Source organism: Nocardia sp. NPDC127526 (assembly GCF_042672265.1).
Taxonomy (GTDB): domain Bacteria; phylum Actinomycetota; class Actinomycetes; order Mycobacteriales; family Mycobacteriaceae; genus Nocardia.
Genome location: NZ_JBHXVO010000021.1, coordinates 23,385 through 47,552, shown reverse-complemented (window position 1 = coordinate 47,552; position 24,168 = coordinate 23,385). Strand labels below are relative to the sequence as shown.

Annotated in this window: 23 protein-coding genes; 11 read left to right on the top strand and 12 right to left on the bottom strand. The window is 67.9% G+C overall.

Translation table 11 applies throughout. The features are described 5' to 3' along the window. Positions 1 to 220: 220 nt before the first annotated feature. From ACFVIV_RS27600 to ACFVIV_RS27585, 4 genes are all read right to left on the bottom strand, one after another. Positions 221 to 2,317 (bottom strand): hypothetical protein, encoded by a 2,097-nt coding sequence (locus ACFVIV_RS27600; protein WP_379201177.1) that lies wholly within the window; start codon positions 2,315 to 2,317, stop codon positions 221 to 223. Beyond that, positions 2,314 to 2,634, bottom strand: coding sequence for a hypothetical protein (locus ACFVIV_RS27595; protein WP_379201175.1), 321 nt, complete (start codon positions 2,632 to 2,634; stop codon positions 2,314 to 2,316). Before ACFVIV_RS27595 ends, ACFVIV_RS27600 begins: the two co-directional genes overlap by 4 nt. Before the next feature lie 33 nt (positions 2,635 to 2,667). Further along, positions 2,668 to 2,976 (bottom strand): DUF6802 family protein, encoded by a 309-nt coding sequence (locus tag ACFVIV_RS27590; protein WP_379201173.1) that lies wholly within the window; start codon positions 2,974 to 2,976, stop codon positions 2,668 to 2,670. A 63-nt stretch (positions 2,977 to 3,039) separates the two neighbouring features. Then, the gene (locus ACFVIV_RS27585) at positions 3,040 to 3,282 is read right to left on the bottom strand and encodes a PspC domain-containing protein (RefSeq protein ID WP_379201171.1); all 243 of its coding nucleotides are present in this window, start codon (positions 3,280 to 3,282) and stop codon (positions 3,040 to 3,042) included. 116 nt (positions 3,283 to 3,398) lie between these two features. Between ACFVIV_RS27585 and ACFVIV_RS27580 the strand changes: the two genes are divergently transcribed. After that, positions 3,399 to 5,045: an ABC-F family ATP-binding cassette domain-containing protein gene (locus ACFVIV_RS27580; RefSeq protein WP_379201169.1), complete on the top strand. Its 1,647-nt coding sequence runs from the start codon at positions 3,399 to 3,401 to the stop codon at positions 5,043 to 5,045. A gap of 237 nt (positions 5,046 to 5,282) precedes the next feature. Here the strand turns inward: ACFVIV_RS27580 and glmM are convergent, their stop codons facing one another. From glmM to ACFVIV_RS27555, 5 genes are all read right to left on the bottom strand, one after another. After that, a complete protein-coding gene (glmM, locus tag ACFVIV_RS27575) occupies positions 5,283 to 6,650 on the bottom strand; it encodes a phosphoglucosamine mutase (protein ID WP_379201167.1) in 1,368 nt (455 codons plus the stop codon). A 225-nt stretch (positions 6,651 to 6,875) separates the two neighbouring features. Next, positions 6,876 to 7,391, bottom strand: coding sequence for a 30S ribosomal protein S9 (gene rpsI / locus ACFVIV_RS27570; RefSeq protein ID WP_379201165.1), 516 nt, complete (start codon positions 7,389 to 7,391; stop codon positions 6,876 to 6,878). After that, positions 7,388 to 7,831, bottom strand: a complete 444-nt coding sequence (gene rplM / locus ACFVIV_RS27565) for a 50S ribosomal protein L13 (RefSeq protein WP_379201163.1) — start codon at positions 7,829 to 7,831, stop codon at positions 7,388 to 7,390. Before rplM ends, rpsI begins: the two co-directional genes overlap by 4 nt. 231 nt (positions 7,832 to 8,062) lie before the next feature. Then, positions 8,063 to 10,156 (bottom strand): hypothetical protein, encoded by a 2,094-nt coding sequence (locus tag ACFVIV_RS27560; protein ID WP_379201161.1) that lies wholly within the window; start codon positions 10,154 to 10,156, stop codon positions 8,063 to 8,065. Positions 10,157 to 10,202: 46 nt separating this feature from the next. Beyond that, positions 10,203 to 12,947, bottom strand: a complete 2,745-nt coding sequence (locus tag ACFVIV_RS27555) for an ATP-binding cassette domain-containing protein (protein ID WP_379201159.1) — start codon at positions 12,945 to 12,947, stop codon at positions 10,203 to 10,205. 100 nt (positions 12,948 to 13,047) lie between these two features. Here ACFVIV_RS27555 and ACFVIV_RS27550 point away from each other — a divergent pair, with 100 nt between their 5' ends. After that, positions 13,048 to 14,505 (top strand): metallopeptidase, encoded by a 1,458-nt coding sequence (locus tag ACFVIV_RS27550; RefSeq protein WP_379201157.1) that lies wholly within the window; start codon positions 13,048 to 13,050, stop codon positions 14,503 to 14,505. A 33-nt stretch (positions 14,506 to 14,538) separates the two neighbouring features. On the opposite strand, the gene ACFVIV_RS27545 is transcribed toward ACFVIV_RS27550, so the two are convergent. Then, positions 14,539 to 15,894 (bottom strand): FHA domain-containing protein, encoded by a 1,356-nt coding sequence (locus tag ACFVIV_RS27545; protein ID WP_379201156.1) that lies wholly within the window; start codon positions 15,892 to 15,894, stop codon positions 14,539 to 14,541. A 207-nt stretch (positions 15,895 to 16,101) separates the two neighbouring features. On the opposite strand from ACFVIV_RS27545, the gene ACFVIV_RS27540 reads away from it, so the two are divergent. Both ACFVIV_RS27540 and ACFVIV_RS27535 read left to right on the top strand, forming a co-directional pair. Next, complete coding sequence (locus ACFVIV_RS27540) at positions 16,102 to 17,298, top strand: hypothetical protein (protein WP_379201154.1); 1,197 nt, start codon at positions 16,102 to 16,104, stop codon at positions 17,296 to 17,298. An 88-nt stretch (positions 17,299 to 17,386) separates the two neighbouring features. Beyond that, on the top strand, positions 17,387 to 18,964 hold the full coding sequence (locus tag ACFVIV_RS27535) for a serine/threonine-protein kinase (protein ID WP_379201152.1): 1,578 nt from the start codon (positions 17,387 to 17,389) through the stop codon (positions 18,962 to 18,964). 194 nt (positions 18,965 to 19,158) lie between these two features. On the opposite strand, the gene ACFVIV_RS27530 is transcribed toward ACFVIV_RS27535, so the two are convergent. After that, entirely contained in the window at positions 19,159 to 19,395 is a 237-nt protein-coding gene (locus ACFVIV_RS27530; protein ID WP_379201150.1) for a hypothetical protein, read from the bottom strand. Between the two features lie 30 nt (positions 19,396 to 19,425). Continuing rightward, positions 19,426 to 19,575 (bottom strand): hypothetical protein, encoded by a 150-nt coding sequence (locus tag ACFVIV_RS27525; RefSeq protein ID WP_379201148.1) that lies wholly within the window; start codon positions 19,573 to 19,575, stop codon positions 19,426 to 19,428. Positions 19,576 to 19,775: 200 nt separating this feature from the next. On the opposite strand from ACFVIV_RS27525, the gene ACFVIV_RS27520 reads away from it, so the two are divergent. From ACFVIV_RS27520 to ACFVIV_RS27490, 7 genes are all read left to right on the top strand, one after another. Beyond that, entirely contained in the window at positions 19,776 to 20,228 is a 453-nt protein-coding gene (locus ACFVIV_RS27520) for a hypothetical protein (RefSeq protein WP_379201146.1), read from the top strand. A gap of 13 nt (positions 20,229 to 20,241) precedes the next feature. Next, positions 20,242 to 21,456: a hypothetical protein gene (locus tag ACFVIV_RS27515; RefSeq protein ID WP_379201144.1), complete on the top strand. Its 1,215-nt coding sequence runs from the start codon at positions 20,242 to 20,244 to the stop codon at positions 21,454 to 21,456. Between the two features lie 205 nt (positions 21,457 to 21,661). Further along, a complete protein-coding gene (locus tag ACFVIV_RS27510; protein WP_379201142.1) occupies positions 21,662 to 21,991 on the top strand; it encodes a WXG100 family type VII secretion target in 330 nt (109 codons plus the stop codon). A 43-nt stretch (positions 21,992 to 22,034) separates the two neighbouring features. Next, positions 22,035 to 22,340: a WXG100 family type VII secretion target gene (locus ACFVIV_RS27505; protein WP_379201141.1), complete on the top strand. Its 306-nt coding sequence runs from the start codon at positions 22,035 to 22,037 to the stop codon at positions 22,338 to 22,340. A 168-nt stretch (positions 22,341 to 22,508) separates the two neighbouring features. Beyond that, positions 22,509 to 22,985, top strand: a complete 477-nt coding sequence (locus ACFVIV_RS27500; protein WP_379201139.1) for a DUF1772 domain-containing protein — start codon at positions 22,509 to 22,511, stop codon at positions 22,983 to 22,985. A gap of 27 nt (positions 22,986 to 23,012) precedes the next feature. Continuing rightward, positions 23,013 to 23,411, top strand: a complete 399-nt coding sequence (locus tag ACFVIV_RS27495; protein ID WP_379201137.1) for a PPOX class F420-dependent oxidoreductase — start codon at positions 23,013 to 23,015, stop codon at positions 23,409 to 23,411. Positions 23,412 to 23,555: 144 nt separating this feature from the next. Next, complete coding sequence (locus ACFVIV_RS27490) at positions 23,556 to 24,107, top strand: hypothetical protein (protein WP_379201135.1); 552 nt, start codon at positions 23,556 to 23,558, stop codon at positions 24,105 to 24,107. Positions 24,108 to 24,168 lie beyond the last annotated feature (61 nt).

Below are 24,168 nucleotides of genomic sequence, written 5' to 3'. Positions count from 1 at the left end.
GTAATCGACGTGGGCTGGGGATGGCCAGCGATCTACCAGTTCGGTCGCGCTCCGGGATTTCGGCGCTCGAGCCGCCATCACTGAGCGGTTGCACCGGATTCATCGACGCACCCGGGCAATCGGCCAGCTGCGGCATCGCCGTAGAGCCTGGTACGGATCCCGACCATGTCATCCGCCGGGGGAATGCCGCTCCGCGCGAACTCGTTGACAGGCATCGTCATCATTCCACGACTTCCGGGATTTCCACTCCGCCGTCTGGGATTTCGACGCTCGAGCCGCCATCGCGGAGGGGTGGCACCGGATCCACTGGCGTCCCGGGGCTATCGGCTGGTGGCGATGCTGCTTCCGGCGGCAATGTCCCTTGTCCGGGTGGGCTCGGATCGGCACCGAGGGGCGCTGGTTCCTTGTCGGGCGGCAGAGGGTTGCTGCCGGGCGGGGCGGGATCGCATTCGGGCACAGCGATATTGCCCGATGGTGGGGGACCCTGCTCCGGAGGTCCGGTTTCGTCCTTTTGGCCGCTCGTACCTTCCGGATTGTGGGCGCTTCCGGGCGGTACGCATTCGCCTGGTGGGGACAGGGTGCCCTCGGGCTGGGCCCGGTTGGGTGCGGGGGCGGGGATCTCGCTGGGCGGCACGGGATTTCCGGGTGGGGTGGTACCGCATTCCGGGTGGGGCGCGGCGTCTTGCGGCGGCGCGGCGCTGTCTCCCGGAGAGGAGGGGGGACAAGTCGTTGGCGCAGGAGCGTCTTGGCGTGGTGCGGCGTCGGCCAGCGTGCCGGCCGGCGGGCAGTCCTCGGACGGCGGGACGAGCTGGCAGCTTTCCAGGGAGGCGGGTGGCATGCGTTGGTCCGGAATGGGCGCTTCGCAGCCTTCCGGCACGCTCGGCTCGGCGGACTTCGCACCCTGGGCAGGTGGCTGACTATTGAGTTCGGACGGATCGGGCGCTTGATCGGAAGGCGGAGCGTCCGGCCCGGATTCGCGATCGTCGGACAGTGACGTTTCGATGCTGGGGTCGGCGGGCGGATCAGGTTCGGCCTCCGGGTCAGGTTCGGCCTCCGGGTCAGGTTCGGCCTCCGGGTCAGGTTCGGCCTCCGGGTCGGGTTCGGTGACCGGGTCGGGTTCGGTGACCGGGTTCTGGGGCTCGAGGAGGTCGGTGAGGGATGGGAGTTTGTCGAGGCCGAGGCCGGTAATCACGGAGCGGATGAGGTCGACCAGGCCGGAGAGGCCTGCCGTGAGGGTGGTGGACAAGTCCTCCATCGGCTGGGATGACTGCGTGGGGTTCGGGTCCTCGGGTGACGATTCCGGTTCGGATTGTGGTGATTTCAAATGCCGGCCGGATTGGAGCGATGCCGCAGGGTCGGATGGGGCGGGAACGGCGGCTGGAGAGGTCGACCCCTCGGGGGTCGATACCGGAGCTGCGGGGATTGGACCTTGTTGTGGCTGAATGCTCTGTTGCGCGGTCGGCGGCGACGCCTGGGTCGCTGGGGCGAATGAGGCTGGGGCGGATGGGGTTTCCGGGCAGGACTGCGATGCGGGCCCGCTGGAGTGTGAAGGCAGCTGTGGCGCGAGGCCGCCGGATTGTGGCGCCGGTTGTGGCGCGGGGTCGGCGGGTGGCGGGGATATGAGGAGGTCCACCGGTTGGGGGTAGGGGATGTCGATGACCCGGTTCAAGGCGGTGAGCAGTATTTCGTAGTGGGTTTCGAAGCACTGGTTCGTGGTTGTGCAGGCGGCCTTGAAGGCGTCGAGCTTGGTTTCCACGTCGGGGCGGAAGGTTTCGGTCAGCCAGGGGTCGGAGTTGTCGGCGAGCAGGGCGTCTACATCTTCGGGGGTGCGGCCGGCGATGGTGAGTTCGGTTGTGCCGTCCGGCGTTTGCGGCAGGAGGGCAAGGGCGTGTTCGGCCTTGGTGACGGCCGCTTGGCGGAGCGGGTCGATCATGTCGCTCAGGGCCGTGAGGGCCGAGCGGGCGGCGTCCAGGTCTTCGCGGGCGCGGCGGAGTTGGGTGTCGACCATGGCGAGGGCTTCGGAGCCGGTGCCGCCGGTCCAGATGGACGGGAGTCGGTGGGCGAGATCCAATTGGGTGGTCCAGCCGGATTCGGCGGTGTCGAGGGCTTTCGCCAATTCCGTTCGGGTGGTTTCGAGTTCGGCCAGGTTCATGCCGCGCTGCTCGTCGTAGGCGGCTTGCAGGGCGGTCACGGCAATGGGCTCGGGTGGGTCGAAGGCCTTGTCGTACAGGGGCAGGAAGTGTTCCCAGTACTGGAGGCCGGGTGCGCCGTGGTCCAGGATTTCGTCGATCGACTTGCCCGCCGGGTCGAAGGTCACGGGCGTGCCCCTGACAGGGCGGTGGTGCGGTTGCGGTCTATGCGGGTGTATTCGGCTGCGGCGCGGTCGAATACGTCGGCGGTGGCCGCGGCGGCGGTGCTCCAGTTGCGCAGGGCGGCGGCGATTCGCGCCAGGCCATCGTGGACGGCGATGCCCTGGCGCGAATAGTTGCGGCCCGCCCGGTCATGGCCGAGGCCGAAGGTGTGCTCGGCAATGCGGCGTGATTCCTGTGCCAGCGTGCCCGCGCCCGTGCGCAGGCTCGCGGCCGTCGTGCGCAGGGCGTCGATGTCGACGCCGAGCGCGTTCGATCCACCCATGTGTCCCCCCTTGGTCGAATCCCCCCGGTTCGGCTATCTGCCCAGCCGTCCCGCGTCGGTGCGCACCCATTCGGTGGACCCGTCCGGGTGGTGGTGGAACTCCCAGGCCGCGTAGTCGCCGCCGCTGTCGACGACGGTCACGTGGTCGGCGTAGCCGTCGTGGTCCAGGTCGGTCCACACCTGCATGGCGTTATCGCTGGTGGTGGTCACCGTGTCGAGGGTGCCGTCACCATCGATGTCCTGGGTGGGGTGCTGTAGCTCCACGGCGCCGAGCGCACCGAGTTCGGTGTGCGCGTCGAGGTTCGGCAGATCAAGGCCTGGCAGATCACCCGATGTGACCATGTGCGCTCCTCCGCAGTGACGTGGCTATCATCCTGTCACTCGGGCATCAGCGCCGCAGCACCTTCATACCGATTGTGGATAACTCACGTCCTGGGGATAGGTCGGGGTCTGCTTCTTCGGAATGATCAGCCACAGCACCAGGTAGATGATGAACTGCGGGCCCGGCAGCAAGCAGGACAGCACGAACAGCAGGCGAATGATATTGGCGTTCCAGCCGAAGTACTCGGCCAGCCCGCCGCACACGCCCGCGATCCACTTGTCGCTGGTCGAGCGGGTGAGCTTGCGGGTGGGGGTCGGTGTCGTCATACCTCCACTCTCCGCGCGCCCGGCCGCCCCGGCATCGGTCCCATGACCCATTCGCACCCTGATCTTCACCGGGCCCGGAGTCAGGGTGCAACCCTGAGCAGGGCAGAATCCCCCAGGTGAGCACCACTCTGCATGCGCGCGGACTCGCGGCCGGACACGGCGAGCGGACCCTGTTCTCCGACCTCGATCTGGTGTTGGCCCCCGGCGACGTGATCGGCCTGGTGGGCGTGAACGGCGCCGGCAAGTCGACCCTGCTGCGCATACTGGCCGACGGCCGCGCGCCGGAGGGCGAGATCACCCTCAGCCCGCCCGATGCGACCGTCGGATACCTGGCGCAGGAGCCGGAACGCATTGCCGGCGAGACCGTCCTGGAATTCCTGCGCCGGCGCACCGGAGTGGCCGAGGCGCAGCGCGTCATGGACACGGCCGCCGAACGCCTGGCCGACGGCGGCGAAGACGAGTATTCGCCCGCCCTGGAACGCTGGCTCGCTCTCGGCGGCGCGGACCTCGAGCAGCGCGCCGACGAGACCGCCGCCGAACTCGGCCTCAGCGACAGCCTGCCGCACGGCTTGGACACCCTCATGACGGTGCTCTCGGGCGGCCAGGCGGCCCGCGCCGGCCTGGCCTCGGTCCTGTTGTCCCGCTTCGACATCCTGCTGCTCGACGAGCCCACCAACGATCTGGACCTCGACGGCCTGGCCCGCCTGGAGCAGTTCGTCACCGGCGTGCGCGAACCTCTCATGGTCATCAGCCACGATCGGGAGTTCCTGGCCCGCACCGTGAATCGCATCGTCGAACTCGATCTGGCCCAGCAGCAGGTCGGCAGCTACGACGGCGGCTACGAGTCGTACCTGGAGGAGCGCGCCATCGCCCGCCGCCACGCCCGCGAGGCCTATGACGAGTACGCCGACACCAAGGCCGGGCTCGAGGCTCGCGCGACGATGCAGCGCAACTGGCTCGAACACGGCGTCCGCAATACCCGCCGCAAGGCCAAGGGGGCCGACTCCGACAAGATGGGCCGCAAGGCGCGCGCCGAATCCACCGAGAAGCAGGCGTCGAAGATCAAGCAGACCCTCAAGCGCATCGAACGCCTGGACGCGGTCGAGGAGCCGCGCAAGGAGTGGGAGCTGCGCATGTCCATCGCCGCCGCCCCGCGCAGCGGCACGGTGGTGGCGACGCTGTCGAATGCGACCGTGGCGCGCGGCGACTTCACCCTCGGCCCGGTCACCGTTCAGGTGGACTACGGCGACCGCATCGTCCTGACCGGAGCCAATGGCGCGGGCAAGTCCACCCTCCTGTCACTCCTGCTAGGAAAAACCCGGCCGGACAGTGGATCCGCAATGCTGGGCTCCGGCGTCGCGATCGGCGAAGTGGATCAAGCGCGCGGCCTGTTCCGCGGAACCGCCACGCTCGCCGATACTTTCAGCGCCGAAGTCCCCGATTGGCCGGAGGCCGAGGTCCGCACCCTGCTCGCCAAATTCGGCCTGCGCGGCCCACATGTGCTGCGCCCCAACGACACCCTCTCCCCCGGCGAACGCACCCGCGCAGCCCTGGCTCTACTCCAAGCGCGCGGCGTGAACCTCCTGGTCCTCGACGAACCCACCAACCACCTGGACCTCCCCGCCATCGAACAGCTGGAACAGGCCGTCGAAACCTTCGACGGCACAGTCCTCTTGGTCACCCACGACCGCCGCATGCTCGACAACGTCCGCGCCACCCGCCGCTGGAACATGAACGCCGGTCAGCTCACCGAAACCCTCTGATCCTCACCTTCGGTGAGTGGAAAGAAGAGCGGGGGCTAAGCCCCCGGACCCCCCTTAGCGGGGAGAGAAGACGGGGGCCTAAGCCCCCGAGCCCCCTTGGTGAGCGAAGGAACGGCGACCGAGCCCGGGACCCTCACCGGCACAGGAACGGCGACCGGGCCCGGAAACCCAGCCAGCGGAGGAACGGCGGCCGGGCGCAGGCTCTCTCGGAGGTCGGATGGACCTGCGGGCTTTGGTTCAGACCGCTGCTACGAGTTTGGCGAGATCGTCGGCTAGGCGTTGGGCGCGGTCGGGGTCGGTGGCTTCGACCATGACGCGGACGAGTTGTTCGGTTCCGCTGGGACGGAGGAGGACTCGGCCGGTGTCGCCCAGGACGCGTTCGGCTTCGGAGACGGCTTCGAGGACTTCGGGGGCGGTGGCTACGGCGGCTTTGTCGGAGACGGGCACGTTTACCAGGACCTGGGGGACGGTCTCGACTACGGCGGCCAATTCGGCCAGGGTGGAGCCGGTTTGGGTCATGCGGGCCATGAGGCGCAGGCCGGAGAGGATGCCGTCGCCGGTGGTGCCGAATTGGGGGAAGACCACGTGGCCGGACTGTTCGCCGCCGAGGGTGAAGCCGCCGCGGCGGAGTTCCTCGAGGACGTAGCGGTCGCCGACGGCGGTGGTGCGCACCGCGATTCCGGCCGCGCGCATGGCGATGTGCAGGCCGAGATTGCTCATGACGGTGGCGACCAGGGTCTGCTGGGCCAGTTCACCGGAGTCCCGCATGGCCAGGGCGAGGATGGCCATGATGGCGTCGCCGTCCACGATCGCGCCGGTGGCGTCGACGGCCAGGCAGCGGTCGGCGTCGCCGTCCACGGCCAGGCCGAGGTCGGCGCCGTGTTCGCGCACCGCGCGCTGGATCTGGTCGAGGTGGGTGGATCCGCAGCCGTCGTTGATATTGAGGCCGTCCGGATCGGCATTGATGGCGATGACGGTGGCGCCCGCCTCGCGCAGCGCGGCCGGGCCGACCTCCGAGGCCGCGCCGTGCGCGCAGTCGAGCACCACGGTGAGACCGCTCAGGTCGCGCCCGGTGGCCTCCACCAGGTGTTCGACATAGCGTTCGTGAGTGCCTTCCAGGCTGTACCGGCTGTCGGTGTCGAAGGCGTGCCCCGGTCCGCCCAGCACCCGGCCCACGCCCGCGCCGGTGGGCCGCGTGAACGCGCCCTCGGCGAGCAAAGCCTCGATGCGATCCTCGAGCTCGTCGTCGAGCTTGTGCCCGCCCGCGGCGAAGATCTTGATGCCATTGTCCGGCATGGGATTGTGCGAGGCGGAGATCATCACGCCCAGGCACGCGTCGTACACGCTGGTCAGGTAGGCGACCGCCGGCGTCGGCAGTACGCCCACCGAAAGCACGTCCACCCCAGCGGAAGTCAGGCCGGCGGTGACCGCGGCCTCCAGCATCTCGCCGCTGGCGCGCGGATCACGCCCGACGACGGCCAGGGCGCGCTTCTTCCCCCTGCTCAAAACCTGCGCCGCCGCAGCCGAAACCTGCAGTGCCAGCTCAGGACTCAGAGAGTCATTGGCGAGCCCGCGGACTCCGTCGGTGCCGAACAAACGTCCCATAACCTCACCCCTGGTCGGTCGATATAGCACGAGAGCAGGCCCTTGGCCCTCTCCCCGCCTCTCGCACCCCGCTGCGTTCCGCAGCGGGGTGCGCCCAGAAGGAAAGAAGGGGCATCGGTTGCGAAAACCGTTGCCGGGAGCCTGCTCTCGTACAGGTTGCCGTGTAGACCGTACCGTGCCCGACCCCAGGAAGGGCCGGGCACGGTAGAGCCGGACGGCGCAAAATCAGCGCTTCGAGTACTGAGGCGCCTTACGGGCCTTCTTGAGGCCGTACTTCTTGCGCTCGGTGGCACGCGGGTCACGGGTCAGGAAGCCGGCACGCTTGAGGGCGGGGCGGTCCTCCGGGGTGACCTCGATCAGCGCACGCGCGATGGCGAGACGCAGCGCGCCGGCCTGACCGGACGGGCCGCCGCCGACCAGGCGAGCGTGGATGTCGAAGGTCTCGGTGCGCTCGACGGTCACCAGCGGCGACTTGACCAGCTGCTGGTGCACCTTGTTCGGGAAGTAATCCTCGATGGTGCGGCCGTTGAGCACGAAGTTGCCGGAACCCGGCACCAGGCGCACGCGGACCACGGCCTCCTTGCGGCGGCCGACGGTCTGCACCGGGCGATCGATCACGACCGGGGCGGCGTAGGAAGCGGTGTACTCGGCCTCGGCCTCGTAACCGTCGCCTTCCTCGACGACCTCGACGGCGGTGTCCTCGACGACGTAGTCGTCGTTGAATTCCTCAGGAGCGGTCACTGGGCCACCTGCTTGATCTCGAACGGGATGGGCTGCTGAGCGGCGTGCGGGTGCGTCGGGCCTGCGTAGACCTTCAGCTTGCCGGCAATGCGGTTGCCCAGCTTGTTCTTCGGGATCATGCCCTTGACGGCACGCTCGACCAGGCGGTCGGGGCGGGTGTCCAGGATCTGGCCCACGGTACGGCCCTTCAGACCACCCGGGTGACCGGAGTGGGTGTAGAGGACCTTGTCGTCGCGCTTGTTGCCGGAGACGGCAACCTTGTCGGCGTTGATGATGATGACGAAATCGCCACCATCGACGTTCGGCGCGTAGGTCGGCTTGTTCTTGCCACGCAGGATGTTCGCAGCCTGCACGGCGAGACGGCCGAGCACTACGTCAGTGGCGTCGATGACGTACCACTTGCGGGTCACGTCACCAGCCTTGGGGCTGTACGTAGGCACAGTGCTTCCCTGTCTGTCGTATGTGATGCCAGCCAAACGTGCGATCGAGTTTGTCCCGGCGGCCGGTGGAGACCCGGGGACCCGTGGAACACACCGGGAGACCCGGCGGTACCGCACGCCAACGAGCCACGATACCAGCGCGGACGTACCCACCCGAAATCGGGTGAAGGAGCCGCCGCCGCGCGAGGCCACCCCGCAGGGTCTCGGCGGGATGGACGACGACCAGCTCGGCTAGATCTGCACGGGCGGACCCGGATCGATGCCGCGCGCCGGGCCGGGAATCGTATAGCGCAGGGTGCCGATGCCCAGGCGCAGGCATTCCGCGTCCTGCTGCTCGTCGATGGCGGAGATGCCCTGCCGCGGGATATTGGTGATCGAGGGGGCGAGGGCGCACGGTTCGGCGGTCGCACCGGCCGACGGGGCGTCGGCGGTCTGCAGGCCGATGGCGGTGAGCGCGGTGGCGCCGATGACGATGGGCGCGCCGAACTTGTCCTTCATCTTGCCCCAGAGCTTGCCCTTGCGCGGTTTGCGCTCCCCCTCGGCGCCGGACTCCGAATCCGGCTGCCCAGCGACATCTTCCGGCGATCCCGGATGCGATGGACGCGACCCACTGGACGGCATCGACCCACCGTACATGGAACCGCCCTGACCAGGAGCGTTTCCGGAAGGACCGGGATATGTTCCGGGTGCGCCGTAACCGCCCTGGCCGTAACCGCCGGGCTGGCCGCCCTGATAACCGGGCTGGCCCTGACCGTAGGAGCTCTGCGCGCCGGGCTGGCCGTACGTCCCGCCGGCTTGCTGCGATCCCTGCTGATCGCCCTGCTGGGACTGCGGTCCGCGGCCCATCACGGCCGTCATCTGATCATCGGCGGGGGTGCCCGGCGGACGGGTGAAGCGACCGCCGACTCCGGCCAGCCCGGGCGGCAATCCACCGCGGGAGGCCACGGGAGCCTGCGCGACTTCTTCCGGTGTCATCCGCCGCGTCTGCTCGACCCCGGCCGGATCGGCCGGGGGCTGGGCGACATTGCGGGGGCCTTGATCGAGCGGCCGCGCCGCGCCGCCCGCTTCCGCGCCGGACTGTCCCGCCGGCTGCTGCCCGGGCTGTCCCGCCGCCTGCTGCCCGGCCTGGCCAACCACCGGTTGCTGCCCCGACTGACCGACAGGCTGCTGCTGCCCGGCCTGGCCGACCGGCTGCTGCCCGGCCTGACCCATCGGCGGTGTCTGCCCGGTCTGACCCATTGGGGGTGTCGCCGCAGGCTGCCCCTGCGGGACAGGGTGGGCCGACGCGCCCACCGGAGTGCTGTGGCTGTGCCGCGGCGGCGCGAATTCCCCCGTGGCGGGCTGCGCGGGCCGGGCCGGGCCGTGTTCGGCATGGCGAGGACCGCTCGGCGCGGGTTGCCCGGCCGGGCCGTGCTCGGGAGCGCGCACCGCTTGCTGCCCACCGGTACCGGATGAATCCGGTTGGCGGGCAGCGGGTTCCGCGAACCCCTCGGCTTCGCTGTCGGCGACCAGCAGATGGGTCGCCCCCAGCACGAGCGCATGCATGGGATGGTCGGCCACCTGGAAGCGATGGCCGAGATGGTTCTGGAAGGCCAGGCGCAGTGCGTCGTTGAAGCACACATTGCCCGACAACAGGATGGTGGAGGTGTCGGCGTCGATGGCGCGGGCGGCGGCCATCACCTCGATGACCACATTGTCGGCGGCGCGGGCCTCGTGCAGCGCGGCCTCGGTAATGGGCACGCTCACCGATTCGGTGGGCTGCTCGTCATCGCCGTGCACGGCCACCACGAGGCATTCACGCCCGTCGGAGTAGACGCCGGTGGCGCCGACGGCGGGTCCGCGCCCGGGTCCCCGGACCAGGCCGAGGGCGCGGATGTACCCGGACAGCGCCACGGATTCCGGCAGCGCCTCGGCGACCACGCCGAGCTGCTCGACCAGGCGCACGTATTCGTCGACCTGGGGGTCGGGCCATTCGTCCGGGAACGGCAGCGCGAGCACATCCGGCTGCCCGCCCAGGTGTTTGGCGACCGCGGCGAGCGGATTGTGCAGCCGCGCCCGGAACACCAGATCGGCGGGCCAGGTCGCCCCGGCCACCACGATCTGCGGGTGCCCGAGGATGTCGCGCACATCGGAGATGGCGATGCCCACATCGGGTCGCCGGTCCACGCCGGCGGTGTGCAGCCGGCCGGACGAATCCGCCAGCAGGTACGCGGGCGGTGTGTAGGTGCCTTCGACTTGAACCGGGCGTATGGGCGCACCGCCGCCACCGGCGGCCACCGAAACCACGTCCCAGCCGAGATGCACGGCTCCAACTCGAGCTGTCACAGCCACCAGTCTGCCCGTTCGACGAATTCCGCGCGCGGCACCCTGCTCATGCGGTCGACTTCTTCTTCAACCGCAATCGCGACCAGGTGAGCAGAATCAGCACGAGCGCGATCCCCGCGAGCACGCCGATGTCCAGGTACCAGATCGACGCCTGGTGTTTCCACAGCGCGTCGGGCTGCGCGGCGGGGAAGATCTCGCGGATATTGATGGTGGACGCCCCCGAGGCATAACCCCAGCGCGACGGGAAGATCCACGAAATCTGTTCCAGCACGGGCCGACCGGTCACCTGGATCATGCCGCCCGCCATCACCAGCTGCGCCATGATGGCGACCACCAGCAGCGGCATCACCTGTTCATTGGACCTGGCGATGCTCGACAGCAGCAGACCCAGCACGACGCAGGTCACCGCGGTCATGGCGACATCGATATACAGTTCCGCGCTGCCCGCGGAGATGACCGCACCCGGTCCGGGCCCGTTCTTGACCGCCAGCACGATGCCCAGCATGACCGCGGCCTGCAGCAGCGCCGCAATGCTGAACACCACGACCTTGGACATCAGGTAAGCGCCGGAACGCAATCCGACCGCGCGCTCGCGGAAGTAGATGGGCCGCTCGCCCACCAGGTCGCGCACGCTCAGCGTGGAGCCCATGAAGCAGGCGCCCAGTACCAGCACCACCAGCAGCTGTTGCGCCTCGCTGCCGCCATTGAGCACGAAGCTGCCATCGGGCGCCTGCACCAGCGCGCCCTTCTGGAAGCCATTGCTGCCGGGCACCACTAGTGACAGGCCGCCCAGTACGAATGGCAGCACCAGCAGGAACGCGAGATACCCGCGGTCGGCGAGTATCAGCCGCACCTGCCGTCGCGACAGCGTCGAGAACTGTTTGAAGGCACTGGATTTCGGCGGCTGCGCCTTGGCCGCCGGTTTGGCCGCCGGCGGCGGTGGCGCGGAGGCCTGGCGGGAGCGGTAATTCGCGAAGGCGCCGTCCGGATCGGCGGCGACCCGCCCGAAGATCTCGGCCCAGTCGCTGGTGCCGAGGAAGTCGCGCACCGTGCCGGGATGCCCGAAGAACGCGGTCTTGCCGCCGGGCGCCAGCAGCAGCACCTGATCGCACATATCGAGGCAGGCCACCGAGTGCGTGACCACGATGACGGTGCGCCCGGCATCGGCCAGCTCGCGCAGCATGGTCATGACCTGACGGTCCAGCGCCGGGTCCAGGCCCGAGGTGGGCTCGTCGAGAATCAGCAGCGACGGACCGGTCAGCAGCTCCATGGCCACCGAGGCGCGCTTGCGCTGACCGCCCGACAGCCGGTCCACCCGGGTGTCCGCGTGCTGGGTGAGCGAAAGTTCGTCCAGCACACCGGCGATGACCTGCTGCCGGTCGGCCTTGGAGGTATCGGGGGGCAGGCGCAGCTGGGCGGCGAACCCGAGCGCCTGCTTGACGGTGAGCTGTTTGTGCAGCACATCGTCCTGCGGAACCATGCCGATGCGGGAGCGCAGCGCGTCGTATTCGGCGTGCAGATCGCGGCCTTCGAAGGTGACCACGCCCGCGGACGGCCGCGTGGATCCCGCGATGAGCTTGGACAGCGTCGACTTGCCCGCGCCCGAGGGGCCGATGAGCGCGGTCAGCGAGCCGCGCCCGGCCTGCATGTTCACATCGATGAGCAGCTTCTTGTTGCCCTCGACGGTGAATTCGATGCCGTGCACGTGCAGGCCCTGTTCGGCGACCGGCCGCTGCCGGTGCACCAGGGTGCCCTCCTGCACGACGAAGTCGACATTGCCGATGGTGACGATGTCGCGTTCGCGCAGGACGGTGCGCTGCTCCCGGCGGCCGTTGACGAAGGTGCCGTTGGCCGAACCCAGATCCTCGATGGTCAGGCCCTGCCGGTCGCCGATCAGGCGGGCGTGCTTGCGCGAGGCCAGCGGATCATTGACGACGATCTGATTGTCGCTGGTACGACCGATGTTCAGGCCGCCGGGCGGCAGGCGGTCGGCCTTGGCGATGGGCGCGGTGGAGGCGCGCGCCCGGACCGGCGGCGCCGCGGCGATATTCGCCTTGGCGGTCATGTTCATGACATCCGGGGCGTCGGGATGCAAGGGCATCGCGGGCTGCGCCGGGGGCTGCTGGACCGGGGGCTGCTGCACGGGCGGCTGCTGCGGCGGCACCTGTTGCTGCTGATACGAGTGCGCGGGCGCGGGCCGCTGCTGCTGGGGCTGCGGATGCGCCGGGGTCTGCGGTCGCTGCATCGGCGGCTGTTGCGGCGCTTGCTGTCTCGGCTGCGCCGGCGCCTGATGCCGGCCCTGCGGCGGCGCCTGATGTCTGGGCTGCTGCACCGGCGGCTGCTGGCGGGGCTGCGGTTGCGGGGGCGTGAGCGGCCGCTGCACCGGCGGCGGGGTCTGCTGGCGCGGCGGCTGCTGCGGGGGCGGCATGCGGCGCTGTTGCGGCTGCGGCGGCGTCATCGGCGGGGCGGGTATCCGCGACCCCTGCGGCAGCAGGTGCAGCAGCGGCCCGCTGATGGCGTCGCCGAGGCGCACCTGGGTGGGCCGGTTGATGACGATCGGAGCGCTCAGTCGCCGAGCGTCCACGAAAACACCATTGGTGCTGCCGTTATCGGTCAGCATCCACGACCCGGCCTCGAAGGTGAGGGTGGCGTGCACTCGCGATACGAGCGGGCTGTCCACGAACAGCGTCACTTCGGGGGCGCGCCCCATGGTGATCTGCTGACTCGCGTCGAAGACCCGTTCGTTTCCATCATGACGCACGGTGATCTGCTGCGCCCCCGGTGAAGACATGGCCGCATAATATGCGAAGGCCCGGACTACGGCCTCGTGCTTTATCGCCCGAGCGCTCGTGCGCGGGCCGGGAGTACGGTTGGCCTGGGAGGGAGTGGACGTGGCGAGACGCCAGGGGGCGGCTGTTTTCCGAACGGGTGCCGTGCTCGGCATCCTGGTGCTGGTGGTCGCGCTCTTGGCCGGATGTACACGAAATGTTCACGGCCGCGCGGTTTCCATCTACGACGATCCCTTCAAGGTGGCCGGATTGCCCACCACCAGTGGTCCCAACGGGCCGCGCGCCGGGGTCCCGGACACCACGCTGCGGGCGGAGAACACCGACGGCGGCGAGATCGACACCCTGGTCATGAATGCCATCGAGGATATCGAGACCTATTGGCAGGGTGAGTACTCCAAGGACTTCGACGGCGACTTCCTGCGCGTCACCAAATTGCTGTCCTGGAGTGCGAAGGCGCCGCGGTCGCAGGATGTGCAGTTCTGCGAGGAGAGCACCTACCGGCTCGTCAATGCCGCCTACTGCAGTCTCGACCACTCCATCGGGTGGGATCGGTCGGTTCTGCTGCCGGCGGTGCAGGAGACCTTCGGGAAGATGTCGGTGGTCATGGTGCTGGCCCACGAATACGGGCACGCCATCCAGTCCATCGCCAAGATCGTCACCCGCAAGACCCCCACCCTGGTGAAGGAACAGCAGGCCGACTGCTTCGCGGGCGCGTTCATCCGCCATGTGGCCGAAGGCAAGTCGAAGCACTTCACCATCAATACCTCCGACGGCCTGAACGAGGTGCTGGCCGCCACCGTGGCCATTCGCGACGACAATCCCGAGGATCCCGAGAGCGTGCACGGCTCGGCCTTCGAACGGGTCACGGCCGTGCAGATCGGCTTCACCGACGGCGCCAAGGGCTGCAAGGCCATCGACATCGACGAGATCGAGGCCCGCCGCGGCAAACTGCCGCAGAGCTTCGAGAACGATTCCACCTTGGGCGAATCCAATGTGGATCAGGACAATCTGAGCGCCATCGCCGAATCCATGGGCGAGATCATGCCCGTCGATCCGCAGCCGAAGTACGACTATTCGACGGCCACGCTGGACTGCCGGAATGCGAAGGACACGGTGCCGGTGACCTACTGTCCGGCCACCAACACCATCGGCACCGATCTGGCGGCGCTGCAGGATCGCGGCGTGGCCAATACCGATGAGCAGGACGGGTTGCCGGTCAAGGTGACCGGCGACTTCACCGCGTACGTGGTCTTCATATCCCGGTACGCGCTGGCGGTGCAGCATGATGCGGGGCAGACGCTCAAGGGCGCCAAGACCGGGTTGCGCGCGGCCTGCCTGGCCGGGGTGATCACCGGAAAACTGGCCGACCCCAATCGATCCGAGAGTCAGGTGCGGCTGTCGCCGGGCGATCTGGACGAGGCCGTCTCGGGCCTGCTCACCGACGGCCTGGCGGCCAGTGATACCGACGGCAATACCGTGCCCAGCGGTTTCGCCCGTGTGGACGCCTTCCGCGCCGGCGTGCTGGGTGATCAGAAGACCTGCGAATCGCGGTATTCGTAACCGGCCGAACGGCTTCGGCCGCAGGGCGAGGGTTCAGCCGAACGGCGGCGGCGCGACCGGTTCCAGCCGCAGCACCCGATTGCCGAGCATGACCTCCGCGCCCGGGATCAGCACCATCGGCTGATTCGGTTGCAGCCGAACCCAATCCCGGTAACCGGGCATCCGCACCCGGGTGCCGTTGGTGGATCCCCGATCCACCACGGTCACATCCCAATTCACCAGGCGGATCTCGGCGTGCGCGCGGGACATGCCGCCGGAGTTGTCGTCGATCTTCAAGGGCACCAGGCCCGATTGCGCAGCCGCGGACTGCTCCGGATCGCGGCCGACCACGGCGTCGGCGGCCACCACGTAGGTCATGCCGTCGTCGAGCACCAGCATGCCCAGCGGCGGCCGGATCACCTCGGCCACCTGCTGGGTCTGATCCACCGGCATGCCGCACACTGTGCAGAACGCCGCCCGCGGATCACTGGGATGCGCACGCGCGCACTTGAATCCGAGCACCTTCACGGTGAGCGCCGTCGCCTTGGCGGTGGCCTCCATGCGGCGCTGCAGATCCGGATCCGGCTTGGGCGCGGGATTGGTGCCGATGGCCGGATTGGTGCCGCCCTGCTCGGTGGGCGCGTGATGCGGATCGAAGCCCGGCGCACTGCCCTGGTCGTAGCCCGCGGTGGCGGCCGGGGATTCGGGCTCGAGGTCCAGCCCGGCGGGCAGGCTGGTGGAGGTGCGGGTGGGAACCAGGTTGGGGTCCAGCGGAATCGGCTCGGGTTCCGGATCGTAGGCCGCGGTCGGCGCGGGCGGTTCCCGGCGCACCCGGGGCTTGCCCGGGTCGCTCACCGCACCGGATCGCACCGGCCGGCGCGCCGGCAGCGGATCGCCCTCGAACCACACCACCGCACCGGCCGCCAGTGCGACGCCCTCGACCAGTGAGCCCACGCCGCGCTCGGGCAGTTCCGGCGCGCGCCGCCGCCCTTCGTCGATGAACAGCGCCGCCGCCCGCTCCGGATGCTCGGCGACCCGGTCCACGGTGAAGGCGGCATCGCTGCCGCGGTAGTACTCGACGTTCGTCCCGGCCAGCACCGCGGTGGCCGAACCGTGCAGGAAGATGGCCACCCCGCCGGTGTCGGCGGCGGAGAGAATGCCGAATTCGATGGGCTCACCGGGTGATATGCGCTCGGCGTCCTTCATGAGCCAGCGGGTCGCCTGCCGCGCCACCATCCGGCCGGGCCCGTCGGGTTCGTGGTCGGTGGCCTCGGCGACCAGATCGGCCAGCGCCCGCGCGGCCACCACGGCGCGCGAGTCCTCGGCAGGTTTGCCCTTCTCCCGATGTGCGACCAGGATCACAGCCCCCGCCGTCCGGATGAGAATATGGCTGCCCGCGACAACCTCCACCTGCCGATCCATCAAAGGAACCGGCCCCCGGTGTTCGCGCGGCGCGGGACTCTCAACACAGTGACCAGGTTACGTGCCCGTCCGGCGTTGCGTCCGGGCCGCCCGCGGACGATGTGCCGGTGAGAGCGCGACGTTGTGCGACGGCCCCCGGCCGTGCGCCGGGTCCGCTACTTTGAATGCACCGTACGGGAGGAACGAGGACCTGACATGGTTCGCACAGCACGCACACCGCTCTTCGCCGCCTGCCTTTCCCTGACCGCCCTGCTACTCGCCGCGTGCAGTGTCCCGGGCACGCCGACCGCCGGGGAGATCGACGTCCGCAAGCTCGAGGTCGGCACCTATCCGGTCGACAAGTTCAGCTACGGCCAGGACTCCGCGGGCAAAGGCGCACTGCTGGAAGGCTTCCGGATGGCCGATGCCGTGGTGCCCAGCTATCGCGTCGATTCCTCCCTGATCTACGGCGGCAGCGGGCGCGCCGTGGTCGATATCGAGGACGCCACCACCACCGCGCTGGCGGCGGTGTCCAAGCCGGTGCTGGAACGCAACAATATGCTGACCGCCTTCATCGCCAGCGGCGCCGACAAGCTGGGCGGCGAGGGGGCGGGCGTCACCACCCTCACGAATATGGTGATGCGCTTCGCGGACGAGCGCACCGCCAAGACGGCCGCGCGGGAGCTCGAGGACGCCGACTTCGGGGTGGCGCCGGATGTCAACAAGAAGCTCACGCTGAGCCAGTACCCGGACGCCCTGGTGCACTGGCGGCCCGGGGTGGCGAATGTCGGAACCTTCATGGCGTACAAGGAGTTCGTGATCTCGCTGTTCATCGAGCGCCCGAGCGCCGAGGAGAAGGATCTGCTGGAGTGGGTGCGCAAGACGCTGGACGCGCAGGTGCCCGCGCTCGACAAGTTCTCGCCCACCCCGCAGACCAAGTTCAACAGCCTGAAGGTGGATCCGGACAATCTGCTGGCTCGCACGGTGGTCGAGGAGCGCGGCAGCGCCACTCCGGATCCGCGGGTGTTCGCCGTGTACGGCGGCACCAAGATCGTGCACGATGCCAACAACCAGCGTGATGTGGCGAAGGCCGTGGCCGACAGCGGCGCGGACGCCATCACCACCGTCGGCGCGGCCGCGGTGCTGCGCGCCCGCGACGAGGCCGGGGCCCAAGTGCTGCTGAACGGGCTGGTGGCCGATGAGAGCGATCATTACGACGATATCGAGGCGCCCAAGGATCTGCCCGGCGCCAAGTGCGTGCAGCTGAACAGCAAGGGCGACACCGAATCCGAGTACAAGAACCGCTGCTATGTGGTCTACCACCGCTATGTCGGCGTGGTGAGCAGCGATGACGAACCGGATGTGCGGCAGAAGATAGCCGCCCAGTACGCGCTGCTGGCCAATAGCCTGTAACCGATCTCGGTCGACGGCGCGGGCTGCTGCCCTTCGGTAAGCTCCGACGAGCAGCAGCCCGCACCACCGAGATCCAGGAGTTCGAAGAATGGCGATGAGTCCGGGAACCATCGTCGGCGGCTACCGGATCGACCGCGTTCTCGGCTCCGGCGGTATGGGCACCGTCTACCTCGCCAAACATCCGAGCCTGCCGCGCATGGACGCGCTCAAGGTGCTCTCCGCCGAGCTGTCCCGCGATTCCGAATTCCGCCGGCGCTTCGAGCGCGAGGCCAATGTCGTTGCCGGACTGGATCATCCGAATATCGTCTCGGTGCACAATCGCGGCGAGGAGCACGGGCAGCTGTGGATCGCCATGCAGCTGGTGGAGGGCACCGACGCCTCCGCGGAAATGCAGCGCGACCCCACGGCCATGACCCCGCTGCGGGCGCTGCGCATTGTCACCGAGGTCGGCAAGGGCCTGGACTACGCGCACCGCAAGGGCCTGCTGCACCGGGATGTGAAACCGGCCAACTTCCTGCTTTCTAGCGCCGACGGCGAGGACGAGCGGGCGCTGCTGGCGGACTTCGGCGTGGCCAAGTCCACCGAGGACACCGTGGAGCTCACCCAGACCGGCAGCTTCGTGGCCACCATCGCCTACGCGCCGCCCGAGCAGCTGTCGGGGCAGCCGCTGGACCACCGCGCCGACCTGTACAGCCTGGCCTGCTCGTTCTACAAACTGCTGGTCGGCCAGAACCCTTATCCGGCAACGCAACCGGCGCTGGTCATGATGGGGCATCTGCACGAGCCGCCGCCGCGCGCGACGGCGATCAATCCGCACCTGCCCGAGGCCATCGACTACGTCTTCGCCCGCGCGCTGGCGAAGAATCCGGCCGAACGCTTCGGCAGCGCCCGCGAATTCACCGATGCCGCGGCGAATGCGCTTGTGCCCGGCTACAACCCGGGCGCGACCAACACCTCCCCCACCTATCCGATTCAGGTGGCCCCGCCGGGCATGCTCCGGCCGCCGGGTGAGAACACCGGTCTCACCGGGCATTCGGTCGCCGCTCCGGTGGCCGCGCCCGCCAAGCGCCGCCGCAAGGGCTGGGTCATCGAAATCGCGGCCGCCCTCGCCGTCATCGTCGCGGTCGGCATCGGCGCGGTCGTCTTCTCCGGCGGGGACCAGGGCGGCGGCACGGCCGCGAGCAGCACCACCGCGGCCCCGACCACGACGAGCACCGCGGTGCCGACGCTGGAACAGGCGCGCGCCGACAATCCCGTCTTCCAGGGCAAGACCATCACCCTGGTCGATGTCACGCCGGGCAGCGGCATCTCGCCCGATGTGGGCATCTACCTGTCGGGTACCGCGCAGGCCAAGTTCATGGAGGCCCTCGGCTTCGTCTACAACCTGGACTACGCGCCCAAGGGCGATGAGCCCTCGCCGCGGCCCGCCGAAAGCTACAGCTCGCTGAAGGTGCCCGACAACTCCTACATCATCGCCATCCGCAGTGACGAGAAGGCCGGGGGCGGGGGCCTGCTCGGCCTGCCCAGCTCGGTGACCGGCCAGCGCGCCACGGTGCTGCCGCTCGACGATGCGGCGGCGGTCGCGGCCATGCGCAACTGGTCGGCCGCCTCCGAGCAGACCCTGCTGGCCAAATTGCTGCCTGTGCTGAAGAAGGGCGTCAAGTAGGGTTCGGCTGATCGTTTTTCACCGGGGAGGGAATTCATGCGGAGTTTCGGCCGTGCGGCTCTGGCCGCCGGGGTGGCGCTATCGGTCGCGGTGACCGGCGCGTGCGGATCGGATTCGGAGCCGGGCGCGCCCGCGGCGCCGGTCATCGATCTGGCCTCGCTCGATGTCGGCAATCTGCCCACGCAACCGAAGGTTTACGACAAGGCGGCCACTATCGAGCAGGCCAAGCTGGTGGAGGCATGGCGGCTCGGGAACGCGCTGCCGCTGCCGTCGGAGATCATGCCCGAGGTGAAGTACGCGCCCTCGGCCATGGGCGGTGCGATTCGGGCCTTCATCGATCTGAGCTCCTCGGTCATGAAGTCGCGGGCCTCGGCCGATCCGGCGGCGATGACCGCGGCCGCACCGGGATTCGTGACCGGGTTCCTCACCACAGGCCGCTCCGATTCGAAGCCGAGCCTGTCCTACGAACTCGACAATGTGGTGATGATCTTCGCCGACGAGCAGTCGGCGGCCAATGCCGCGACGGCGCTCGGGCGGATGAACTTCGAGGCCGAGCCCGGCAGCGAGGAAGTGCGCCTGGCCAAGTATCCGAACGCGGTGTCCTTCGCCACCGACAATATCTCCGGGCCGGGCCAGCTCCGATCCTTCTATGCCACCGGCAAATTCGTCATCTTCTCCTATGTCTACGACTCGGTCATGTCCGCGCTGAAAGAGCGCGATCTGGGCAAGCTGACCGAGCCGCGCCGAGCGCAGTTTCGAGACGATCTCGGCGCGCCTGGCGAGCTTCCAGCCGACACCGCAGGACAAGCTGATGGATCTGGTGCCGGATCCGGACGGCATGCTGGCGCGCGCCCTGCCGACCGTTGCCGACGATCAGTCCCAGCGTGGCGTGCCCGGCGTGTACGACCGCCAGGGCGGATTGCAGGTGTCCCTCGCACCGGATATCGATACCGCGCTGTTCCAGGAGACCGGTGTGGACCGGGTGTCCTGGCGGGGCAATTTCGTCTATCGCGCCCAGGACGCGGCGGGGGCCGCGAAGATTGTCGTGGCGCACAGTGAGACCTCGCGCAAGTTCCGGCCCGCCGAATCCCCGGCGAATCTGCCGAATGCGCTGTGCCGGGAGTACTTCGGTTCCAAGTACGACATCGCCTACTACTGCTTTGTCTCGCACGGCAGGTATGCGGCCTCGGTGGCGGCGAACCAGCTGCTCGATGCGCAGCAGCGGATCTCCGCGCAGTACGCCCTGCTGGTCAATGCCGGATAGCGGAGGAGCACAGATGTTTTCCCGAGGTTCTCGTTTCGCGGCGCTGGCGGTGGCCGCGCTGGTGGTGACCGGGTGCGGATCCAGCGTCAACGGCAGCTCCGCGCCGGCCGAACTCGATGTGCGCACGCTCGACGTGGGCAAGTACGCCACCGATCCACTGGAAATGCGCTACACCTACAACCCCGACCTGGGGATGGGCACCAGCCTGGCCCTCATGCGCCTGGCGAATCAGGTGGTGGCCGGCCCGGATATCGATCCGAACTTCAAGTACGGCACCGGTTTCGAACCGTTCGTCGATGCGGAGGGGGCGACCGAGATGCTCGCCGACGACACCGCACCGGTGCTGGAGAGCAACAAGCTGCTGTTCGGGCTGTCGGTGGGGCATGCCGAACAGCCGATCGACAAGTCCGGGAAAGCGCCGGACGGTACGCCTTTCACGACGGTCACCGTCATGCAGTTCCCGGATGAGGCGGCCGCGAATCGCGCAGCGGCCGGGATAGACGAGGCCGATTTCGCCTTCGCCGCCGGGGAGAACCAGAAGCTGTCCGTGCCGAAATATCCGGCCGCGCACGCCCATTGGCGACCGGGCGTGCCCACCATCGGCTCGACCATGGCGCGGGGCAGCTATGTGATCAGCATCTTCGCCGGGGTGAAGGAGGCCGACAGCACGCAGCTGACCGCCCTGGTCGAGAAGATCTACAACGCGCAGGCTCCGCTGCTCGACGCACTGAAACCGTTGAGCCGCGAGGACATTCTGCGGATGCCCTACGATCCCGACGGGATGCTCCGGCAGACCCTGAATGCGGACGGGATCGGCATTCCCGATTTCGAGAGCCACGCGGTCTTCGAATTGCGCGGGTTCCTGCATATGACGGGTGAGCAGGATTACTGGTCGCGGGTCATGAAAGACAGTGGCGTGGATCGGTATTCGTTCAGCAAGTCGATGTCGAACTACTCCAGGCTGTTTCGCGCGCGCGATGCCGAGGCGGCCGGAAAACTGGCTTCGGTCATTCTGGACAAATCATATCCGGGGGTCGCCGATGCTCCGGCCGGCGTGCCCGGCGCCGAATGCGGCGAGACGACCGCCAAGAACGATTATTCGACCAAGCGGTTCCGTTGTGTGCTCACCTATCGCAACTACGTGGCCACCGTCGAAGGCGATCAGATCGGCGATGCGCATCAGCGTGCGGCCGCGCAATACGCGCTGCTCGCCAACAGCACGTGGTAATCGCCTTTTCCGGAGATTCGCGGGCGGCCTGTGAGCTTCCTCTCGCGTGGATGACATCACCCCGTCGACGTTAGGGCTGGTCAGAGGCACCAATCCTGCGTTAGTGTGCTGGCGAATAGCTGTACAGGGGTGGAACCGCAGGGCCGTGACCCCCGTCCAATCACTGCACAAGGGGTTGTCCGCCCGCGAATCGAAAGGAGGCACCGTGGCCGGTGCATTCGAAGCCAGTAATGAGCTCATCCAGGCCAAGGCCGCCGAGTTCAAGCAGACCCACGAGATGCTGATGGGCAAGATCCGTCAGCTCAAGATCGATGAGGACAACATCACCACCGGCTCCAATTGGAAGGGCGGCGCCGCCGACGCCTTCAACGCCTTCATGGAGCGCTACTACTTCCAGGCCGACAAACTCAACGACAAGTTGATGCAGACCGCCGAAACCCTCATCAAGGTGGGTTCGAACTACGAAGAGCACGATCAGGATTACGCCGCCCAGGTGAAGGCCCAGGTTTCCAGCCTGGATCTCCCCCCGGTCTAATCCCCCTTTCGCTCCTTTTCGCTACCTCACCTAAGGAATTCCCATGGCAGCATCCACCGGTGGCCAGATCATCTCGGCCCAGTTCGCCAGCGTCGCCGACAACGCGACCGCCATCATCAATCGCGCCGAACAGATCCGCAACGACCTCGAGGCCTTCCACAAGAGCGTCGAAGACTTCGTCGCCAACAACTGGAAGGGCGACGCCAACGAGGCCTTCGCCGACCTCCAGCGCACCTGGAACACCCACGTAGGCCAGCTCAACACCACCCTCGGCGGCGCCGCCACCCTCGTCCGCACCGGCAATGCCGAACTCCAGGCCAAGGACACCGCCCTCGCCGGCCTGTTCTGAATCACGCACAACCGCACACCGACAGCGCGCCCGGCATCTGTGCCGGGCGCGCTTCGTTTACACCCGGTCCTGGCAGCGATCCGCAATCTAGCAACGCTAGACAAGCCGGCATCCGAATGTTACCGTTGCTCCAGTTCCTAGCACTGCTAGATTGAAAAGGGAGCCGAAATGCTCATTCTCACCGGCCAGATCATTGCCGCCGTCGCCGTTCTCGCCAATGCCGTCATCTACGGCACCGATATCTGCGCGGCCGTGATCATGCGGTCCGTGTACCGCAAGCTCGACGACGCGACCGTGACCACGAGCGCCGGCTGGGGCCACTACTACGGCGACAGGCGCATGCCGATTTTCGGGATGATCGGAGTGGTCAGCGCGGTGCTCACACTGCTGATCGCACTGGCGACCGGGCAGATCGGCGCCGCTGTCGCCGCGGGCATCACGGTGGCGGCCCTGCTGACCTGGCTCGCCTTCTACGTCCGCATCGCCAAGCCGATCAATTCCCAGCAGACCGCCGCCGCCCAGAGCGGCATCATCCCGGCCAATGCCCGTGCACTGCAGGACAAGTGGGACAGCATCCTGAAATACCGGATCTCCCTGCAGTTCATCACCCTCGCCGGCCTGTGCGCCGCCCTGATCCTGTTCTGACATCGAATTCACAAGGAGTACAACGACATGCACTTCACCAGCAACGAACAGCGGTTCCTCGCCGAGGCCGGCATCGGCCGCCTGGCCACCGTCTCACCCGACGGCATAGTCCAGAACAACCCGACCAGCTACCGAGTGAACCCCGACGGCACGATCGACATCGGCGGCATGCGCATGCGCACCAGCCGCAAGTACCGCAATGTCGAAGCGGGCAGCCGAGTCTCCTTCGTCATCGACCAACAGGTCTCCTTGGACCCCTACGTAATTCGCGGCATCGAAGTCCGCGGCACAGCCCAGACCCTCGACGACGAGGAGCCGCCGTTCCCATTCCAGGAACGCACCCTCATCCGAATCCACCCCGACCGCATCATCTCCTGGGGCATCGACGGCGACTCCTTCGACTTCACCAGCCGCAGCCCCGAGTAGTCGGACAGTCCTCTCGAAAAATCTGCGTTTCACAATCGTTATCCCATTCCCGGTGAATGCGGCTGACAGCGGTGCCATTGTTTAGGTGTTTTGCTGCACTTCAGAAGGTCCCGTGTTCGATCTCCTATCGAAAGGTGTGACCGAATGAGGATCCGGAAATTTGTTGCGACGTCCCTGATGACGATCGCCGCCACGGGGATCGCGGCAATTACCGTTCATGCTGAGCCCGTCACCCAGCCGGGGTGGAGTGGAAGTGAGCATGGCATCAGCTATTCGACGGTCGTGTCCGACGACGGCAAGGCTGTCGTCACGCGTCTGGAGAATGGGCGGTTCGATCAGGAATTCGACGGGAAGGTTGTCACCGTCAGTGCGGCGGACGGCAGCCTCGTCGAGCGGTGGCCCATGGTGTACCAGGCCGGGGGGTACGCCATGCGGTTGAACTCGGAGGTCAGCCCGGACGGGAGCACCTTGACCGTCTATCCGACGGATCAGGTGCTGACTCCTGAGGGGCAGCAGTTGCAGGATGTCGGCCTGATCGGCGCTATCGCCGGCGGCATCGTGGGCATTCCGATCGGTGTGGCCCTCGGGTGCGCGGTGGGCCTGATTTTCCTGTTGGTCGGGTGTATTCCGGGCATCTTTATCGGTGGTGTGATAGGCGGTATCGTCGGCGGCGGTATCGGCTTGGTTCTCATCTGACGTTTTCGGAAACCGAGGCAAGCCGCGACCGTGCTCACGGTCGCGGCTTGCACGGGGAATT

What these genes read in the sequence shown, in the direction of transcription:
- ACFVIV_RS27505 (WP_379201141.1), top strand. Translation starts at nt 22,035, where the DNA reads ATGGCAGCATCCACCGGTGGCCAGATCATCTCGGCCCAGTTCGCCAGC.
- ACFVIV_RS27595 (WP_379201175.1), bottom strand. Translation starts at nt 2,634, where the DNA reads ATGGGTGGATCGAACGCGCTCGGCGTCGACATCGACGCCCTGCGCACG.
- ACFVIV_RS27585 (WP_379201171.1), bottom strand. Translation starts at nt 3,282, where the DNA reads ATGACGACACCGACCCCCACCCGCAAGCTCACCCGCTCGACCAGCGAC.
- ACFVIV_RS27490 (WP_379201135.1), top strand. Translation starts at nt 23,556, where the DNA reads ATGAGGATCCGGAAATTTGTTGCGACGTCCCTGATGACGATCGCCGCC.
- ACFVIV_RS27555 (WP_379201159.1), bottom strand. Translation starts at nt 12,947, where the DNA reads ATGTCTTCACCGGGGGCGCAGCAGATCACCGTGCGTCATGATGGAAAC.
- ACFVIV_RS27495 (WP_379201137.1), top strand. Translation starts at nt 23,013, where the DNA reads ATGCACTTCACCAGCAACGAACAGCGGTTCCTCGCCGAGGCCGGCATC.
- ACFVIV_RS27535 (WP_379201152.1), top strand. Translation starts at nt 17,387, where the DNA reads ATGGCGATGAGTCCGGGAACCATCGTCGGCGGCTACCGGATCGACCGC.
- ACFVIV_RS27540 (WP_379201154.1), top strand. Translation starts at nt 16,102, where the DNA reads ATGGTTCGCACAGCACGCACACCGCTCTTCGCCGCCTGCCTTTCCCTG.
- ACFVIV_RS27520 (WP_379201146.1), top strand. Translation starts at nt 19,776, where the DNA reads ATGGATCTGGTGCCGGATCCGGACGGCATGCTGGCGCGCGCCCTGCCG.
- ACFVIV_RS27500 (WP_379201139.1), top strand. Translation starts at nt 22,509, where the DNA reads ATGCTCATTCTCACCGGCCAGATCATTGCCGCCGTCGCCGTTCTCGCC.
- ACFVIV_RS27515 (WP_379201144.1), top strand. Translation starts at nt 20,242, where the DNA reads ATGTTTTCCCGAGGTTCTCGTTTCGCGGCGCTGGCGGTGGCCGCGCTG.
- ACFVIV_RS27590 (WP_379201173.1), bottom strand. Translation starts at nt 2,976, where the DNA reads ATGGTCACATCGGGTGATCTGCCAGGCCTTGATCTGCCGAACCTCGAC.
- glmM (WP_379201167.1), bottom strand. Translation starts at nt 6,650, where the DNA reads ATGGGACGTTTGTTCGGCACCGACGGAGTCCGCGGGCTCGCCAATGAC.